Raw genomic sequence first — 16,696 nt, 5'->3', positions numbered from 1 at the left:
CTGGTCACGTGAGTTCCACCTTAGTGCGTACGGCTCGGGCGTGAAGGAGAACCCCCTGCGGCCCTCCCATCGGGCGACACGGAGGCGGCGCCGGACGAGCGCCACCGGGCCGGCACCCGAACAGCCGTCCACGGCGCGACCCCGGCCGGGCGGTGCCGGCGGGCATCGGCCGAACCGTCCTCGTCCTGACCGTTGACGGAGTGTCATGACTGCAACAAACATGTCCTGCGACCCGTCCCTGGGAGCGCTCCCACGCCTGTGGAGGCTCCCGCATCTCCCGGCGACAGGAGCCTGGACGTGAAACGACGCAGAACCGCCCTGACGGCCTTGGCGGCCCTGCTGGGCACGGCGCTCACCGCGCTGCCCGCGCAGCAGGCCGCGGCGGAGGAGGCCGAGCAGGTCAGGAACGGCACCTTCGACACGACCACCGACGGATGGTGGAGCAGCAACGCCGGCGCCGGCCCCGCCGAGGGCCGGCTGTGCGCGGACGTGCCGGGCGGCACCGCCAACCGCTGGGACTCCGCCGTCGGCCAGGACGGCATCACCCTGGTGAAGGGGGAGACGTACCGGTTCTCCTTCACGGCGTCCGGCGTGCCCGAGGGGCACGCGGTGCGGGCGATCGTGGGCCAGTCGGCCGCGCCGTACGAGACCTGGTACGAGGCGACTCCCGTACTGGCCGAGACGGCGGGCCCGTACTCCTACACCTTCACCTCGCCGGTCGACTCCGCCCAGGCCCAGGTCGCCTTCCAGGTCGGCGGCAGCGCGGACCCCTGGCGCTTCTGCCTCGACGACGTCTCCCTGCTGGGCGGCGTCCCGCCCGAGGTCTACGAGCCCGACACCGGGCCACGGGTCCGCGTCAACCAGGTCGGCTACCTGCCCGCCGGGCCGAAGAACGCCACCCTCGTCACCGAGGCCACCGGCAGGCTGCCCTGGGAGCTGAGGAACGCCGCGGGGACGACGGTGGCGCGGGGCTGGACCGTGCCGCGCGGAGTCGACGTCTCCTCCGGGCAGAACGTCCACTCCCTCGACTTCGGCGCGTACCGCACCCGCGGCACGGGCCTGACGCTGGTCGCCGACGGCGAGACCAGCCGCCCCTTCGACATCGGCACGGACGCCTACGAGCGACTGCGCCTCGACGCGGCCAAGTACTACTACACGCAGCGCAGCGGCACCGCGATACGCGACGACCTGCGTCCCGGCTACGGCAGGGCCGCCGGCCACGTCGGCGTCGCCCCCAACCAGGGCGACACCGCCGTCCCCTGCCAGCCGGGCGTCTGCGACCACACCCTCGACGTCAGCGGTGGCTGGTACGACGCCGGCGACCACGGCAAGTACGTCGTCAACGGCGGCATCACCACCTGGGAGCTGCTCAGCACCCACGAACGCGCGCTGCACGCCCGCACCGGCCGGCCGGCGAAGCTCGGCGACGGCGCCCTCGCCCTGCCCGAGAGCGGCAACAAGGTGCCGGACATCCTCGACGAGGCCCGCTGGGAGCTGGAGTTCCTGCTGCGGATGCAGGTGCCGGACGGCCGGCCGCTCGCGGGCATGGCGCACCACAAGGTCCACGACGAGCAGTGGACCGGCCTGCCCCTGCTGCCCGCCGACGACCCGCAGAAGCGCGAACTGCACCCGCCGACCACCGCCGCCACCCTGAACCTGGCCGCGACCGCCGCCCAGGCGGCCCGCCTGTACCGGCCCCACGACGAGGCCTTCGCCGCGCGGGCCCTCACGGCCGCCCGCAAGGCCTGGGCGGCGGCCCTAGCCCACCCGGGCGTGCTGGCCGACCCCGCCGACGCCACCGGCGGCGGCGCCTACAACGACGACGAGCTGAGCGACGAGTTCTACTGGGCGGCCGCCGAGCTGTACCTCACCACCGGTGAGCGGCAGTTCGCCGACCACGTCCTGAACTCCCCGGTCCACACGGCCGACATCTTCGGCGCCTACGGCTTCGACTGGTCCAGGACCGCCGCCGCGGGCCGGCTCGACCTCGCCACCGTCCCGAACAAGCTGCCCGGCCGCGACAAGGTGCGCCGCTCCGTGACCGCCGGCGCCGACAAGTACCTCGCCACCCTGCGGGCCCACCCGTACGGCATGCCCTACGCCCCCGACGGCAACCGCTACGACTGGGGCTCGGCCCACCAGGTCCTCAACAACGCCGTGGTCGTCGCCACCGCGTACGACATCACCGGCGCCTCGAAGTACCGCGACGGAGCCCTCCAGAGCATGGACTACGTCCTCGGCCGCAACGCGCTGAACATCTCCTACGTCACCGGCTACGGAGAGGTCAACGCCCACCGGCAGCACAGCCGCTGGTACGCCCGCCAGCTCGACCCGAAGCTGCCGGACCCGCCGGCCGGAACGCTCGCGGGCGGCCCCAACTCGAGCATCCAGGACCCCTACGCGCAGACCAAGCTCACCGGCTGCGTCGGACAGTTCTGCTACATCGACGACATCCAGTCCTGGTCGACGAACGAGACGGCGATCAACTGGAACGCCGCACTGGCCCGGATGGCGTCCTTCGTGGCGGACCAGGGGTAGCCGGTGTCCGAGGTGTGACCGGACGGGGTCCGCTTGTGCCCCGAATCGATCGGCGCATGCTCGCTCGGACGCCGTCCGGTACCACCTTGGCTCCGCTTCGACCTGCGGATATTTACGGGTAAGTACCCGAGCGGTACCGTGAGGGACATGCCAGCCCTCAATGTGGAATTCAGCGATCGCGAGCTGGAGGACCTGCGGCAGATCGCCAAGGAGCGCGGTACGTCCATGAAGGCGCTCGTGCGGGAGGCGGCCGCCGCCGACATAGCGCGCCACCGGGCGCTGCAGGAGGGGGCGGAGGCCTTCCGCCGGTTCTTCGCCTCGCACGCCGACGAGTTCGCGGCCGCCTTCCCCGACGACGAAGCGCCCCTGAAGGGCGAGGGGCGGGTCGCCTGACCGATGACACCCGTCATCCACATCGACGTGCCCTGGCTGCTCCAGCGCCACGAAGAGGTCCTGCCGGACCAGCCCACCGTCGACGACTTCTCCGCGCTGGTCGCCGCCGTCGCCCGGCACCGCGTCGACCCGCCCCGCCTGGGCGTCGACTCCGACCCGGCCTGGCGTGCCGCCGCGCTGCTGCACACCCTCGCGCTGCTCAAGCCGCTGCCGTCGGCCAACGCCCGCTTCGCCTGCGCGACGGCGGTGGCCTACATGTTCGTCAGCGGCGTCGGCATCGACCCGCCCTACGGGGCCCTCGTCGACCTGGCCCGGGACCTGATCGACGGCAAGACCGACGTGTACGGCGCCGCCGACCGGCTGCGGTCCTGGCAGATCTGAGCGGCGCCGGCCCCCGGGAGAACCGGTGTGCGGCACACGTACCGGAGGACCGCGGGAGGCGTCCGACGGGGCGTCACCGGAGGCGGAACGGGGCGGGGGACAGGGGCTCGGCTGTCGACATTTTTTCAACAGTGGCCGGGAACACCCGGCGGCTTGTTGTGCGCGACTCAGTTGTGCAAGGGTGAGCCACTCGAGCGGGGGCCGGGGCCGGGAACGCCCCGCGTTTTCGCCGGCGGAGGCGAACGCGTGCTCCCCGCCGCGCCGAACAGGTACGCACCAAAGGAAGCCGCTCAGTGCTCACCCCCCCTCCTCCTCGTCCTCCCTACCCACCGCCCGGCGGAGGCCCCGGAGAGTCCGACGAGTCCCTCGCCGCGGGGATGCGCGGCGGCACGGACAGCGAGGTCGGCCAGTCCACCGCGCTGCTGATCGCACGGCACTGGCAGCCGGTCCACGAGTACGCGGTCATCTGCCTCGCCTCCTCGGCCGGCGCCGCGTCCATGGTCACCACGGCCGCCTTCCACCAGGTCTTCGACCGGCTGAAGCTGGGCGAGCCGGGCACCGCGCTGCGTCCCCGGCTGCTGGTGACCGTGCGGGACACGATCCGGTCGTGGGCCGCCGACGAGGACCTGTCCGGAGTCCTGCCGGAGCTGCGCAAACCGGCCGGCGCCCGCGGCATGCGCACCGCCAAGTCCATGACCCCGGAGAACCGGGTCCTCACGGAACGCTCCTTCGGGAACCTGCCCCCGGTCGCCCGGTGCGTCCTGTGGCACGTCGAGGTCGAGGCCGAACCGGTCACCGCGGCCGCCGGTCTGCTCGGCATGGACACCGACATGGTCACGGCCGCGTACGAGCAGGCCCGGGAGAAGCTGCGCGAGGGCTGCGTCCGCGCCCACCGGGAACTCGCGCCCGGCAAGGACTGCCGCTTCTACAACCGGCTCCTCGACGTCCCCATGCGCCGCGGCGGGCAACTCCTGCCGGACGTCCGCCGGCACCTGGACGCCTGCCGCTACTGCCGGTCCGCCGCCGAGCAACTCGGCCAGTTCGAGAACGACCTGGGCATGCTGCTCGCCGAGGCGGTGCTGGGCTGGGGCGCCCGCCGCTACGTCGAGTCCCGTCCCGGCCGCGTCCGCCGGCAGACCGCGCGCCTGCGCGGCTCGTCCCGGCACCGCGGCCGACGGGCGCGCGGCACGCGCCGCAGCACCCTGCTCGACCGCATCCCGTCCCCGGGCCGCCGCGCACCCGGTGGCCCGCGGTCGCCGCGGGCGCTGATGACCGGGGTCGGCCTCGCCTCGGCCGGGCTGCTGACCGCCCTGCTCGCGGCCGGCGTGTGGTCGGACGACGGCGGCGCCCCGGCCGCCTCCGCCGGCGCCCCGGGCGGCGCCGCCGCCTCCGGCACCGGCTCCCGGTCCGGGCCCACCGCGGCCCCCTCCGCCTCCGCACGGCTGCCGGGCGAGACCCGGCTGCGCAACGCCGCCGCCGGCCTGTGCCTGGACGTCCGGGGCGCGGTGCGGGCGGGCGCCGCCGTCGAACTGGCCGACTGCTCGTCCGGGGCGAGCCAGCGGTGGTCGTACGAGGACGACGGGCAGCTGCGCAGCGTCGCCGCGCCCGGGCTGTGCGTGGACTCCCGCGCGGACGCCGGGGTGGTGGGGGGGGGGGGGGGGGGCCCCCCCCCCCCCCCCCCACGACACCGCCCGCGCCGCCGACACCCGCTACGACCTCACCGTGCAGGGGGAGCTGCTGCCCCGCTGGGACGACACGCTCGCCCTCTCCTGCGCCGGCGAGGACCCCGGCGCCGACGTGGTCGTCAAGGTGCGGGACCGCTCCACCGGGCAGCGGTGGCTGACCGACGCCGTCACGGCCGACCCCGGCGCGCTGAAGAGCACCGGCCAGGCGAAGCCGCCCGCACGGCCCGTCGACCTCTCCGACCGCACGGCCTGACGGGCCGTCCGCCGGGGCGGGCCGCTCCGGCGGACGCCGCGCTCACCGGCCCGCCGCGTTCGTCGCCCGCCAGGACGGGCGCTCCGGCGGCCCGCCGCGGTCACTGCTTCGGCGGCCCGCCACGGTCGGGTTTCCGCCGGCCCGCCCCGGCCGCCCGCCGTCCCGGCCGCCCGCCGTCCCGGCCGCCCGCCGTCCCGGCTGACCGCCGCCCGGCCAGGGGGGCGCTCCACCAGAGCGGGCGCTCCGGCGGGCCGCCGCGCCGCCCCGCCGTTCCGCCGCGCTCACCGCCCCGCCAGTGGGTTCGGGCGGTCCGCCCCGGCAGGCTGCCCCGGCGGGCCGCCGCGGCCGGTCGTGTTCCGGCGGTCTCCGGGGCCGGTCCCCGCCCCGGCGGACCGTCAGACCGGGGCCTCCGTCAGGTCGTCCGGGCCTATGGTGGCCGGGGTGGCGTGGCCGGACAGGGCCATCGTCAGGTCGAACTCGGCGAGCAGACAGCGGATCACGTGCTCCACGCCGGGCTGTCCGTCCAGGCCGAGACCGTAGACGTACGGCCGGCCGAGCAGCACCGCACGGGCGCCGAGCGCGAGGGCCTTGAAGACGTCGTCGCCGGTGCGGACCCCGCTGTCGAACAGCACCGTCAGCCGGTCGCCGGCCGCCGCCGCGATCCGGGGCAGCGCGTCGGCGGCGGCGACCGAGCCGGCCACCTGGCGGCCACCGTGGTTGGAGACGACCACGCCGTCCACCCCGGCGTCCGCGGCCGACAGGGCGTCGTCGGGGTGCAGGACGCCCTTCAGGACGATCGGCCCGTCCCAGTGCTCCCGCAGGAACGCCAGGTCCGGCCAGGTCTTCCCCGGGTCCGCGAACAGGCTGACGAAGTGCAGCACGGCCGCGTTCGGGTCCTCGTGCACCGGCTTGGCCAGACCCGCCCGGAAGGCCGGGTCGGTGAAGTAGTTGGCGGTGCCCACCCCGTGCAGGAACGGCAGGTACGCCTGGTCCAGGTCGCGGGGCCGCCACGCCAGCAGCGGGGTGTCCAGCGTGACCACCAGCACGCTGAACCCGGCCGTGCGGGCCCGGCCCAGGAAGCTGCGGGTCACCTCCCGGTCCTTCGACCAGTACAGCTGGAACCAGCGCTCCGCGTCCCCCATCGCCTCCGCCACCTGCTCGATCGGGGTGCTGGAGGCCGAGGACAGCACGAACGGCACCCCCTGCGCGGCCGCCGCGCGGGCCGCCGCGGTCTCGGCCTCCGGATGCATGATCGACAGCACGCCGACCGGGGCCAGGGCCAGCGGCGCCGGCAGCGGGCGGCCGAGCACCTCGACCGACAGGTCCCGCTCGTGCACGTCCCGCAGCATCCGCGGCACGATCCTGCGGCGCCCCAGGGCCGCCCGGTTGGCGCGGGCCGTGCTGCCGTCGCCGGCGCTGCCCGCGACATAGCCGACCGGCCCCGGCCCGAGCCGCCGTTCGGTCAGCTCCTCCAGCCGGGTCAGGTCGGTGGGCAGGCGCGGGACCGAGCCCGTCATGCCGTTCAGGTAGATCTCGTACTGGAAGTCCGCCCAGTGCTTGGCCATCCGTACGTGCCGCCTCTCGGTCGTCCCGTCGTCCCGCTGTCCCGTCGCCGCGCCGTCGCCCACGCGTCGCACGGCGACCATACCGGCCGGTAGGGCGGTTCAGCGGACGGCGGCCGCCTCCCGCAGGATGCGGGCCAGCGCGCGCGGCCGGGAGAACATCGGCCAGTGACCGGTGTCCGTCTCGACCAGTTCCCACCGGTCGCTCCCGAGCAGCTCGGCCACGGCCGGCATCGGCTCGTCGCCGTCCAGCAGGCACTTGACGTACGTCGCCGGCAGTTCGGCGGGCGAACGCCGCGGGGCCGCCGCGTCGGTGAGGGTGGCGCCCGGGTGCGGGGTCGCGCCGTCGACGATCCGGCGGACCTGCTCCTCCGTCAGGCCCTGTCCCGCGAAGTCGTCCGCGGCGAGCGGCGGCCAGAAGCCGTCGTGGGTCGCGATCGCCTCCCGCACGGGCTCGCTCGGCCAGCCGGACAGGAACGACTGCCCGGCCACGGGCACGTTGGCGTCGACGAACACCACCCGCCGCAGCCGGTCGCCGATCCGCTCCGCCGCCAGCCCGACCGGGATGCCGGAGTAGCTGTGCCCGACCAGCACCACGTCCCGCGGACCGAGCCGGCCGACCTCCTCGACGACGTCCCGGACGTGCGTCTCCAGCCCGGCCGGCACCCCGCGCTTCTCGGCGAGCCCGGACAGCGTCAGAGGATGGGCCTCGTCCCCGGCCGCGCGCAGTTCGGCCGCCACCTCCTCCCACGCCCACGCACCGAGCCACGCCCCCGCCACCAGCACGAAACGAGTCATGCCCGCACGTTAGCCGAGGGGTCCGACACCGCCTCCTCCCCGGCTCCCGCGCCCGGGCCGGTGATCGGCGGCACCGCCACGTCCGCGCTGCGGACCAGCCACGGGCCCTCGGGGCCGTACACCGCCCGGGGCTCCGGGAACAGCCACAGCAGGGCGAGGTGCAGCACGGCGGCGACCGCCAGCGACAGCGGCAGGCTGATGTCGACGCCGTTCGCCAGATCGCCGAGCGGACCGACGAACTGGCCCGGGATGTCGGTGAACAGCACGCCCACGACCGCCGACACCCACCACGCCGTCATGCCCCGCCAGTTCCAGCCGTGCGCGAACCAGTAACGGCCGCCGCGCTGACGGCGGTTGAAGACCTGCAGCGCCTCCGGGTCGTACCAGCCGCGCCGGGTGAGGAAGCCCAGCATCATCACGACCATCCAGGGCGTCGTGCAGGTGATGATCATCGTGGCGAACGTGGAGATCGACCGGACGAGGTCCAGGGCGAACCGGCCGGCGAAGATGAACCCGATCGACACCGCGCCGACCAGCAGCGTCGCCTGCACGCGCGACAGCCGCGGGAAGACCGAGGAGAAGTCCAGGCCGGTGCCGTACAGCGAGGTCGTGCCCGTCGACATGCCGCCGATCAGCGCCAGCAGGCACACCGGCAGGAAGAACCAGGACGGCGAGATCGCCAGCAGCCCGCCCACGAAGTCGGGGGCGGCCGGGTCGACGTACTCGGGGGCCTCGGCCGCGATGATGCTCGCGGTCGACAGGCCGAAGAGGAACGGCAGCAGGGTCGCGAGCTGCGACAGGAACGCGGCGCCGACCACCCGGCGGCGCGGTGTGGCGGCCGGGATGTAGCGCGACCAGTCGCCCAGGAACGCCCCGAAGGACACGGGGTTGGACAGCACGATGAGGGCCGCGCCGATGAACGAGGGCCAGAACAGGGACCGCGTCGCCGCGTCGGCGGAGTCGGTGAAGACACCCGCGTACGACGGGTCGAAGTCACCGGCGAAGGCCACGGCGCCGAGCAGGAACAGCACGGTGGCCGAGACGACCGCGATCTTGTTGACGAACAGCATGAACCGGAACCCGTACACGCACACCGCGAGCACCAGGCCGGCGAAGAGCGCGTAGGCGACGGCGTACGACAGATCGCCGCGGCTCAGGCCGAAGAGCCGGTGGGCGCCGCCGACCAGGGCGTCGCCGGAGCTCCACACCGACAGGGAGAAGAAGGCGACCGCGGTCAGCAGCGAGAGGAAGGAGCCGACCACGCGTCCGTGCACACCGAGGTGCGCGGACGAGGAGACCGCGTTGTTGGTGCCGTTGACCGGGCCGAACACCGCCATCGGGCACAGGATCAGCGCGCCCACGACCACGCCGAGGAGCGTGGCGGCGAGCCCCTGCCAGAAGGAGAGGCCGAACAGGACAGGGAAGGCGCCCAGGACGCAGGTCGAGAAGGTGTTCGCACCGCCGAAGGCGAGCCGGAACAGGTCGAACGGGGTCGCGGTGCGCTCCGCGTCCGGGATGCGGTCGACACCGTGGGTCTCGACCTCGGTGAGGGACGGGGACGGTGCGGCGGGGGAGGGGGTGGACGGCGAGGTCAACGAGGGCTCCGGCGGTCGGACGACGGGGAGCGCGGGGTGGCGCGGAGGGCTGGACGGCCGTCGTCGCCGCGGGGTGGGCGGCGCGCTCGGCGGGGGTCCGGAACGGGGTCTGCCGACCGTACGCGGTGCTGCCAGGGCCCGGCCAGGGGACGTTTCGTCCTCCTCCGCCGCTCCGGGTGGAGGAAACGGCCACCTCCCCGGGGCGGCCGTCAGGTGAACGCGAGGGGGCCGCGCGGGGGGTGCGGCGGCGGAAGCGGAATGTTTCCGGACGATTAACGAGCCGATGAAAACCGGTCACTTCGGCGCACGGAGCGATCATGAAGCGCTTGCTTACGGCCTTGGAACGTTCGAATCCCGTGACTTCGCGCCACTGATTCAATACGCAAGGTTACCGAAACGCGTGGGGTCGATGTGAGTTTCGGCTCCGGACTCGGCAGACTCGCGCTCGCCGCGTCCGGCACCGATCGCGCCGGACGGACACCCCCGAATCGAGCGGAAGGATGCACACAATGCGGAACACCGCGCGCTGGGCAGCGACCCTCGGCCTCACGGCCGCCGCCGTCTGCGGACCCCTCACCGGGCCCGCGCTCGCCGCCCCGGCCGCCCCGGCCTCCCTGTACGCCCCGTCGGCCCTGGTGCTGACGACAGGGCACGGAGAGAGCGCCGCCACCGCCGGCCCGGCCCGCGCCGTCACCCTGAGCTGTGCGCCGACAGCCTCCGGCACCCATCCGGCCGCCTCCCTGGCCTGTGCCGAACTGCGGGCCGCCGACGGCGACTTCGAGGTCCTCGCGGCCGCCGGCGGGGGAATGTGCACCAAGCAGTACGACCCGGTGGTCGTCACCGTCGACGGCGTGTGGCGGGGCCAGCGCGTCTCCTACGAGCGCCTCTTCTCCAACGAGTGCGTGAAGAACTCCTCCGGGAGCGTCCTCTTCGCGTTCTGAGACCGGGATCGCGTGGCTCCCGTGGACGCCGCGAACGGCTCGTGACGTGGGGAGTGCGAGCCACTGACACGGGACCACAGCGATCTCGCACCAGGGGCCGGCCGGGCGGAGTGGGGCCGCCCGCCCGGCCCCTGGATCCTCGTGGGGCGAAGCCTCGGTCAGACGCGGTCGCGGTGACTGGTGTCGCACCAGGGATAGCGGCGGCTGCGCCGGCAGGTGCACAGGGCGACCCGGAAACGGTCGGAGGCGACGGTGGAACCGTCCTCCAGCTCCACCTCCACGGGCCCCTCGACGAGCAGGGGCCCCTTGCGCTGCACGCTGATCCTGCGCGGCCGGTCAGCTGGGGAGTTCGGCACGGACGACCACCAGTTCCTCGTTGTTCTCGTCGGCGGACAGCAGCCCGCGCTCGCGCAGCCAGTGCTCGCGTGAGCGCAGGACCGGCCCGAAGGGGATGCGCGCACGGCGGGTCACCGCGGCCTTCAGGCCCGTGTCGCGCAGATGCGCGACGGTGCGGCCGGGATCGCTGAGCGCCGAGTGCACCATGAGCAGCACCCCGCCGGGCCGCAGCAGCGCGGGAGCCTCCCGGCAGATCCGGTCCAGGACCAGCCGGCCGTCCCCGCCCGCGTCCCAGGCCCGGGCCGGACCGCGCGGCTCGCGCCCGCCGTCCGGAGCCGGCACGTACGGCGGATTGGTCAGGATCAGGTCGAACGACTGTCCGCGCACCGGCTCGAAGAGGTTGCCCTGCCGCACGCGCACCGGCAGCCGCGCCCGCCACGCGTTCCACTGTGTCGCGCACACCGCCCGCCAGGACACGTCGACCGCGGTGACGCGGGTCCCGAGCCGTGCGGCCTCCAGCGCGAGGGCACCCGAGCCCGTCCCGACGTCGAGGACGTCGGCGCCCGGCTTGATCGGTTCTTCGGACAGCGCCCCGGCCAGCAGGTCGGTGTCCTCCTGAGGGGCGTACACGCCCGGCAGCACCAGTGGATTCACGCGCACCAAGTACCCCTTCGGTTACGAAACATGAGCCATTTCGGCGGGGAGGGGCGTGCGCAGGGAGGAGCGCCCCGCGCGCCAGGCCGTGAGCAGCCGGGCGGCGAGGCGGTCCTCCAGCAGGCCGGTGACGGCGATGCCGAAGGCGATGTCGGGGGCCAGGTGCGGCTCCTCCTCCAGCAGGCCGGCGATGACCTCGTGCCGGACGACCTGCTCGTGGACCGCGTCGGCCTCGACGTGCTCGTCGTAGAAGTGGACGGCGGCGGGACCGGCGTCCGCGCGGCGCATCGCCTCGGCCAGCCGGCGGGAACCGGGGGAGGAGGTGATCTCCACCGCGGCGAAGTGGCCCACGAGCGCGCCGCGCAGCGAGCGGTGCAGGCCGAGCAGGGACATCAGGTTGACCGTGGCCAGCGTCTCGGCGCAGGCGGCGTCGAGGTAGCGGCCGTAGGCGGTGTCCAGGTCCAGGTCCGTCATCAGGTCCGCGAACAGGCGGGCGTGGACGCGGTCGGGGCGGCCGCCGCCGTACTCGTCGAACTCCACGGCCGCCATGGCCGCCTTGGCCCGGCCCCACAGCCGGGGCAGCACCCACGCGTGCGGGTCGGCCTCCTTGAGGTGGTACAGGGAGCGCTGCGCGGCGTACTCGCGCAGCTGCCACAGCTCGCCCTCGTCGCACAGGAAGTGCGAGAGGCCGGTGTGCTCGACGGGCTCGACGAGGAGCTCCGCCAGCGCGTCGTCGACGGTGTCGTGGACGGGGGTGTCGGCGCGCAGGGCCGTCAGGAAGCGGTGCTCCAGCGCCGCCCGGACGCGCAGCAGGTCGGGGTCCCACTCCCGGTCGTGGCTCACCCCCGCGAAGCCGCGGTAGTGCAGTTCGTAGCAGAGGTAGAGGGCCAGCTGGAGATCGTCGCCGTACGCGGGCGCGTCGGCGACCGCCTCGACGGGCGGCAGCGGGCCCGAGCCCAGCAGATACTCCCGGACGGCCCCGGAGAGCCGGCCGCGGGCGGCCGGCAGACGTGGTCCTTCGTATGCCATGCGCGCCGGGTACCCCCAGGTCACCGGGCCATCCCTCACCGCACCACCCGGCTCCCGGGCGGCCCCCGGCCCCGACCTGCGGCCCCGCCCGTCCGTACCGGTCCGCGCTGCCGGCTCGGTTCCCGGTCCCGGGTGTCTGCGCCGGGGCCCTCCGACGCGCTCGGTGCGCTTCCCGGCCGTGGGGAAGGGCGGGCCGCCCGCTCGCGTGAGCGGCGGTGGTGCCGCAGGCGGCCGGACGGCCCGTGAGCGTCGTTCGTCCTGACCGGGCCGGTGCCCGGGCCGGGCGGCTCCGTGGGCGGGCCGCCCGGGGATGCGGGCCGGGTCAGTCGCCCCGGGACTCCTCCTGGGCCTGGGTGTTCGGGGTGACGGCGTCGCCGGCCTCGCCCCGGTGGCCGGTGCGGGGGGCGTCGGTGGGGCGCTCGGCCTCCTCGACCTCCCGCAGCACCTCGTCGAGCGCGGTCTCGGGGCGGTCGTCGTGGTGCCGGGAGTCGTGGGAGTCGTCGGACATGGGGGGTTCCTCTCCTTTCGGCCGTGCCCGTCGGCACGGCGCGTCGGTCAGTTCTTGGCGGCGGCGAGAGCCAGGGGCACCGGTTCCGGGGGCGCCGCCTCCTCGGCGAGCCGGGTGACCTCCGCCCACCAGGACGCGCCGTCCTCGATGTGGCGGAGCATGACGCCCTCCCGGATCGCCCACGGGCAGACGGTGACCGTTCTCAACCCGATCAGCTTCATCGCCGTGTGCCCGACCACCGCCCCGGCCAGGCTCTGCGCGGCCCGCGGAGCGGAGATGCCGGGCAGCCGGGCGCGTTCGGCGGCGGGCAGGGCGGCGAGCCGCTCGACCGCCCGGCCCAGGTCGCGGCTGCGCAGCGTGCGGGCGACGAACGGGCCGTGGCGTCCGGGCGGCGCCCCGCACATCCGCCCGAGCTGCTGGAACGTGCGGGAGGTGACCACCGCGGTGCGCGGCCCCTCCCAGCGGATCCGGGCGGCCACGTCCCGCAGCTGGTGGCGCACCTTGCGCCGCAGCGCGCGGACGAGCTCCTCGGGCGGCGGGTCCTGGTCCGCGAAGAACTCGTGGGTCAGCCGGCCGGCCCCGAGCGGCAGCGAGGCCACGAAGTCAGGCAGCCGGCCCCGCCCGAAGGCCACCTCGAACGAACCGCCCCCGATGTCCATCAGCGCGAGCGGTCCCGAACGCCAGCCCATCCAGCGCCGGGCGCCGAGGAAGGTGAGCTCGGCCTCCACCTCGCCCGGCAGGGTGGACAGCGGCACACCGGTCCGGACGCGGACCGTGCGCAGCACCTCCTGCCGGTTCGGGGCGTTGCGGACCATGGCGGTCGCGAACGCCAGCGGGCTCGCCGCCCCCCACCGCGTCGCGGTGCGGCCCGCGGCGGCGACCGCCTCGACGAGCTGCTCCACGCAGTCGTCGGGGATGGGCTCGCCCGGCTTCACCTGCGCGGACAGCCTCAACCGCCACTTCGCGGTGTGCACGGGCAGCGGTACGCCGTCCTCCGCGTCCGCCACCACCAGCCGCACGGTGTTGGATCCCACGTCCAGCACGCTGATTCTCATGGCCGGTGAGTACCCAGGCGGGGGCCTTCATGCCCCACCCCGGCGCGTATCCGGCCACGTCCCGGCACCCGGGACGTGGCCGGATACGCCCCGGGAGAGGGGCCGGCACCGGGCCGGAGGCCGCCGGGACGCGGCGGCGGTCAGGCCAGCTGCCGGCGCACCAGCTCGTGCAGCCGGCCGGAGGCGTCGGCGAGGAGCTGCGCGGGCGGTCCCTGCTCGGCGACCTTCCCGTTCTCCATGACGACGACCCGGTCGGCGTCCATCACGGTCGACAGCCGGTGGGCGATGACGACGCGGGTGGCGTTCAGCTTGCGGGTGCTCTCGATGACCGTGCGCTGCGTCTCGTTGTCCAGGGCGCTGGTCGCCTCGTCGAAGAAGAGGATGCGCGGCCGCCGGATCAGCGCCTGGGCGATCATCAGCCGCTGGCGCTGACCGCCGGAGACCGACCCGCTGCCCGAGACGATCGTGTGCAGTCCCATCGGCATCCGCCTGATGTCCTCCGCGAGCCCCGCCAGCTCGGCCGCCGCCATCGCCTCCTCCGGCGTGTACGACTCGGTGCCGCAGATGACGTCCAGGATCGACCCGGTGAACGGCTGCGCGTGCTGCAGGACGACCCCGCACTGCCGGCGCACGGCCGACCGGTCGAGCGCGGCCAGGTCCTGCCCGTCGTACAGCACGCTGCCGGACAGCGGGCGGTCGAAGCCGATGAGCAGCCTGAGCAGGGTGGACTTGCCGCAGCCGCTCGGGCCGACGATCGCGACGAACTCGCCCGGACGCACCTCGAAGGAGACGTCGTCCAGGACGAGGGGGCCGTCGTCGGAGTAGCGGAACGACAGCCGGCGGGCCTCGACCGCGCCGGACAGCGGACCCGGCCGGGTGCTGGCCGCGCGCACCTCCGGGGTCGCCTCCAGCACCGGACGGATCTCCTCGAACAGCGGCAGCGCGGCCACCGCCGACACGAACGCTCCGGTCAGCGAGGTGACCGAGGTGAGGAGCATGGTCATCGAGGTGTTGAAGGTGAGGAAGTCCGCCGCCGACAGCGCGCCGCGCGCCGGACCGGCCAGCAGCATGAACATCACCAGCGAGCACAGCGGCAGGTACACCGCGCCGAGCACCGCGTTGAGGTTCTTGATCCGGCCGAGCCGCTGCTGGAGCTCCCGGCTGCGGGCGAACTGCGCGGCCCAGGCCGCGTACGCGTAGTTCTCGGCGGCCGCCACCCGCAGCTTCGGCAGGCCCCGCAGCGTCTGGAACGCCTGGTTGTTCAGCTTGTTGGAGAGCGTCACCAGCCGCCGCTGCCAGCGCACCTGCCACAGCCCGAGCCCGAGGAACACGGCGGCGACGGCGACGAGCATGCCGATCGCGGCCAGCGCCAGCGGGACGCTGAACCACAGGAGCAGCCCCAGGTTCATCGCCCCGACCGTCACGGACTGCGCCACCGAGGGCCCCAGTCCCGCCAGGAGCCGGCGGATCGCGCTGACGCCCATGGCGGCACTGGCCAGTTCGCCCGTGGACCGCTCGGCGAAGAACGTCGTCGGCAGCCGCAGCAGCCGGTCCCACACCGCCGGCTGCAGCGTCGCCTCGATCCGGCCCTCCAGGCGCAGGACGGTGAGGTTCTGCAGCAGCATGAACGCCGCCGCGACCACGCTGCTGACCATCACGGCCAGACACACCTGCACGATCAGGTCCTGCTGGGCCTTCGGCACGTACTCGCCGAGCACCTTGCCCGTGGCGATCGGCACCAGCGCCCCGATCGCCACCGTCACCAGCCCGCTCAGCAGCAGGCTCGCCAGGTCGCCGCCGGTGCCCCGCATGCTGAACCGCAGCAGCCCGAGCGGACTGAGCCTCCGCTCGGGAAGCGGCCGGTAGAACATGACCGCCCGCGGTGCGAACTCCTGCGCGTTCGCCCTCTCCACCGGGGTCTCCCGCCCGGTCGCGGGATGGACGGCGACATAGCCGCCGCGCCGCCACAGCAGCGCGACCGGCGCCCCGGACAGCGCCCGGTGGCCGACCAGCGGACCGACGTCGTCCCGCCACCAGCGCCCGTCGAGCCGGACGGCCCGGGTGCGCACGCGGGAGGCGAGGGCCACCTGCTCGACCGGGTCCAGACGGTCGGTGCCGGTCCCCGTCTGCGCGGGCTCGACGAGGGAGATGCCGGCCGCCTCGGCGACCAGCCGGCACGCGGCGAAGGTGGCGTCCGCGTCGACGGACGTGGTGCGCTGCCCCGGCTTCCCGCCGATCGAGGCGAGCAGGGTCCGGTCGGCCCGGGCGCGCACCGCCTCGCCCGCCTTGACGCCGGCGGCGGCGCGCGTCTCGTGGGTGCGCTCCAGCTGCTCGATCCAGCGGTCCAGCGCGGTCAGCAGGCGGTACTGCTGGTCGACCATCGACTGCCACACCGCGGGGTCCATCAGCAGGTCGGCGGCCGCCTCCGCGCCGTACAGCGAGCCGTACTGGACGCTGCCCGGCGGGACCTGCATCCAGAAGACGTCGTCGTCCCCCACGGAGGCGGTCCCGCCCTCGGCGGGCTTCTCGCCCGCCATCGGCGCCTGGAAGAGGACGGACAGGCCGCGGCCGGCGCCCAGGGCGAGCGCGTACTCCAGGGGGCTCGACGCGGGCGGCACGTACTGGGGGTTGCCGTACTCGTCGTAGGACCAGGTCTGCGTGCTCGCGGGATGGTACAGCTCGCGCAGGCCGATGCGGTGGACGACGCAGTCGCGCAACGGGCGGGCGACGAGGGTGTGCTGGGGGCCCGCGACCGGGCCGAGCAGCAGCGAGCCCGCCTCCAGGCGGCCCAGGTGGTGCCAGTGCCCCTGCTGCTCGGCGTCCACCGCGAACAGGTCCAGCGCGCCGGACGCGACGAGCCACAGCACCTGGGGGCCCTCGAGGTCGAGGCGGCCGAACCCGGCGCAGTCGACGCGCGCGCCCGTCCCTCCCAGCGCGGCGAGGACGAGATCGTCTTCCTGCATGACCG

Annotated in this window: 13 protein-coding genes and 1 pseudogene; 5 read left to right on the top strand and 9 right to left on the bottom strand. The window is 74.6% G+C overall.

From position 1 onward, the window contains the following. Window positions 1-297 precede the first annotated feature (297 nt). The 4 genes and pseudogenes from ACH4F6_RS02670 to ACH4F6_RS02655 all read left to right on the top strand — a co-directional run bounded on the left by ACH4F6_RS02670 (window position 298) and on the right by ACH4F6_RS02655 (window position 5,250). Complete coding sequence (locus ACH4F6_RS02670) at window positions 298-2,538, top strand: glycoside hydrolase family 9 protein (RefSeq protein WP_397958010.1); 2,241 nt, start codon at window positions 298-300, stop codon at window positions 2,536-2,538. Window positions 2,539-2,685: 147 nt separating this feature from the next. Next, the gene (locus tag ACH4F6_RS02665) at window positions 2,686-2,931 is read left to right on the top strand and encodes a hypothetical protein (RefSeq protein ID WP_189940465.1); all 246 of its coding nucleotides are present in this window, start codon (window positions 2,686-2,688) and stop codon (window positions 2,929-2,931) included. A 3-nt stretch (window positions 2,932-2,934) separates the two neighbouring features. Next, on the top strand, window positions 2,935-3,312 hold the full coding sequence (locus tag ACH4F6_RS02660) for a toxin Doc (RefSeq protein ID WP_397958009.1): 378 nt from the start codon (window positions 2,935-2,937) through the stop codon (window positions 3,310-3,312). A 377-nt stretch (window positions 3,313-3,689) separates the two neighbouring features. Continuing rightward, window positions 3,690-5,250, top strand: a pseudogene (locus tag ACH4F6_RS02655) (RICIN domain-containing protein). A gap of 395 nt (window positions 5,251-5,645) precedes the next feature. On the opposite strand, the gene ACH4F6_RS02650 reads toward ACH4F6_RS02655, so the two are convergent. The 3 genes from ACH4F6_RS02650 to ACH4F6_RS02640 form a co-directional block, all read right to left on the bottom strand. Beyond that, on the bottom strand, window positions 5,646-6,815 hold the full coding sequence (locus ACH4F6_RS02650) for a lactate 2-monooxygenase (RefSeq protein ID WP_397958210.1): 1,170 nt from the start codon (window positions 6,813-6,815) through the stop codon (window positions 5,646-5,648). Between the two features lie 99 nt (window positions 6,816-6,914). Further along, window positions 6,915-7,610 (bottom strand): alpha/beta fold hydrolase, encoded by a 696-nt coding sequence (locus tag ACH4F6_RS02645; protein ID WP_397958008.1) that lies wholly within the window; start codon window positions 7,608-7,610, stop codon window positions 6,915-6,917. After that, complete coding sequence (locus tag ACH4F6_RS02640; protein ID WP_397958007.1) at window positions 7,607-9,205, bottom strand: purine-cytosine permease family protein; 1,599 nt, start codon at window positions 9,203-9,205, stop codon at window positions 7,607-7,609. Before ACH4F6_RS02640 ends, ACH4F6_RS02645 begins: the two co-directional genes overlap by 4 nt. Window positions 9,206-9,714: 509 nt before the next feature. Here ACH4F6_RS02640 and ACH4F6_RS02635 point away from each other — a divergent pair. Further along, window positions 9,715-10,146, top strand: a complete 432-nt coding sequence (locus ACH4F6_RS02635; RefSeq protein WP_397958006.1) for a protease inhibitor — start codon at window positions 9,715-9,717, stop codon at window positions 10,144-10,146. Window positions 10,147-10,304: 158 nt separating this feature from the next. On the opposite strand, the gene ACH4F6_RS02630 is transcribed toward ACH4F6_RS02635, so the two are convergent. The 6 genes from ACH4F6_RS02630 to ACH4F6_RS02605 form a co-directional block, all read right to left on the bottom strand. Next, entirely contained in the window at window positions 10,305-10,502 is a 198-nt protein-coding gene (locus tag ACH4F6_RS02630) for a CDGSH iron-sulfur domain-containing protein (RefSeq protein ID WP_397958005.1), read from the bottom strand. After that, on the bottom strand, window positions 10,483-11,145 hold the full coding sequence (locus ACH4F6_RS02625) for a HemK2/MTQ2 family protein methyltransferase (RefSeq protein ID WP_397958004.1): 663 nt from the start codon (window positions 11,143-11,145) through the stop codon (window positions 10,483-10,485). Before ACH4F6_RS02625 ends, ACH4F6_RS02630 begins: the two co-directional genes overlap by 20 nt. A gap of 12 nt (window positions 11,146-11,157) precedes the next feature. Continuing rightward, the gene (locus ACH4F6_RS02620; protein ID WP_397958003.1) at window positions 11,158-12,165 is read right to left on the bottom strand and encodes an iron-containing redox enzyme family protein; all 1,008 of its coding nucleotides are present in this window, start codon (window positions 12,163-12,165) and stop codon (window positions 11,158-11,160) included. 322 nt (window positions 12,166-12,487) lie between these two features. Continuing rightward, window positions 12,488-12,673 carry a hypothetical protein gene (locus ACH4F6_RS02615; RefSeq protein WP_397958002.1) on the bottom strand — a complete coding sequence of 62 codons (186 nt, stop codon included), beginning with the start codon at window positions 12,671-12,673 and terminating at the stop codon, window positions 12,488-12,490. Window positions 12,674-12,720: 47 nt separating this feature from the next. Next, entirely contained in the window at window positions 12,721-13,728 is a 1,008-nt protein-coding gene (locus ACH4F6_RS02610) for a Ppx/GppA family phosphatase (protein ID WP_397958001.1), read from the bottom strand. Between the two features lie 140 nt (window positions 13,729-13,868). Next, complete coding sequence (locus ACH4F6_RS02605) at window positions 13,869-16,691, bottom strand: NHLP bacteriocin export ABC transporter permease/ATPase subunit (RefSeq protein ID WP_397958000.1); 2,823 nt, start codon at window positions 16,689-16,691, stop codon at window positions 13,869-13,871. Between the last annotated feature and the right edge of the window lie 5 nt (window positions 16,692-16,696).

This window comes from Streptomyces sp. NPDC017936, assembly GCF_044328485.1.
Lineage (GTDB): Bacteria > Actinomycetota > Actinomycetes > Streptomycetales > Streptomycetaceae > Streptomyces.
Note: the sequence above shows the minus strand (reverse complement) of the source record. Positions and strands in the feature narration are given on the sequence as shown.

Coding starts and splice junctions, on each gene's coding strand:
- ACH4F6_RS02665 (WP_189940465.1), top strand. CDS start 2,686: ATGCCAGCCCTCAATGTGGAATTCAGCGATCGCGAGCTGGAGGACCTG.
- ACH4F6_RS02660 (WP_397958009.1), top strand. CDS start 2,935: ATGACACCCGTCATCCACATCGACGTGCCCTGGCTGCTCCAGCGCCAC.
- ACH4F6_RS02650 (WP_397958210.1), bottom strand. CDS start 6,815: ATGGCCAAGCACTGGGCGGACTTCCAGTACGAGATCTACCTGAACGGC.
- ACH4F6_RS02645 (WP_397958008.1), bottom strand. CDS start 7,610: ATGACTCGTTTCGTGCTGGTGGCGGGGGCGTGGCTCGGTGCGTGGGCG.
- ACH4F6_RS02635 (WP_397958006.1), top strand. CDS start 9,715: ATGCGGAACACCGCGCGCTGGGCAGCGACCCTCGGCCTCACGGCCGCC.
- ACH4F6_RS02620 (WP_397958003.1), bottom strand. CDS start 12,165: ATGGCATACGAAGGACCACGTCTGCCGGCCGCCCGCGGCCGGCTCTCC.
- ACH4F6_RS02615 (WP_397958002.1), bottom strand. CDS start 12,673: ATGTCCGACGACTCCCACGACTCCCGGCACCACGACGACCGCCCCGAG.
- ACH4F6_RS02610 (WP_397958001.1), bottom strand. CDS start 13,728: ATGAGAATCAGCGTGCTGGACGTGGGATCCAACACCGTGCGGCTGGTG.
- ACH4F6_RS02605 (WP_397958000.1), bottom strand. CDS start 16,691: ATGCAGGAAGACGATCTCGTCCTCGCCGCGCTGGGAGGGACGGGCGCG.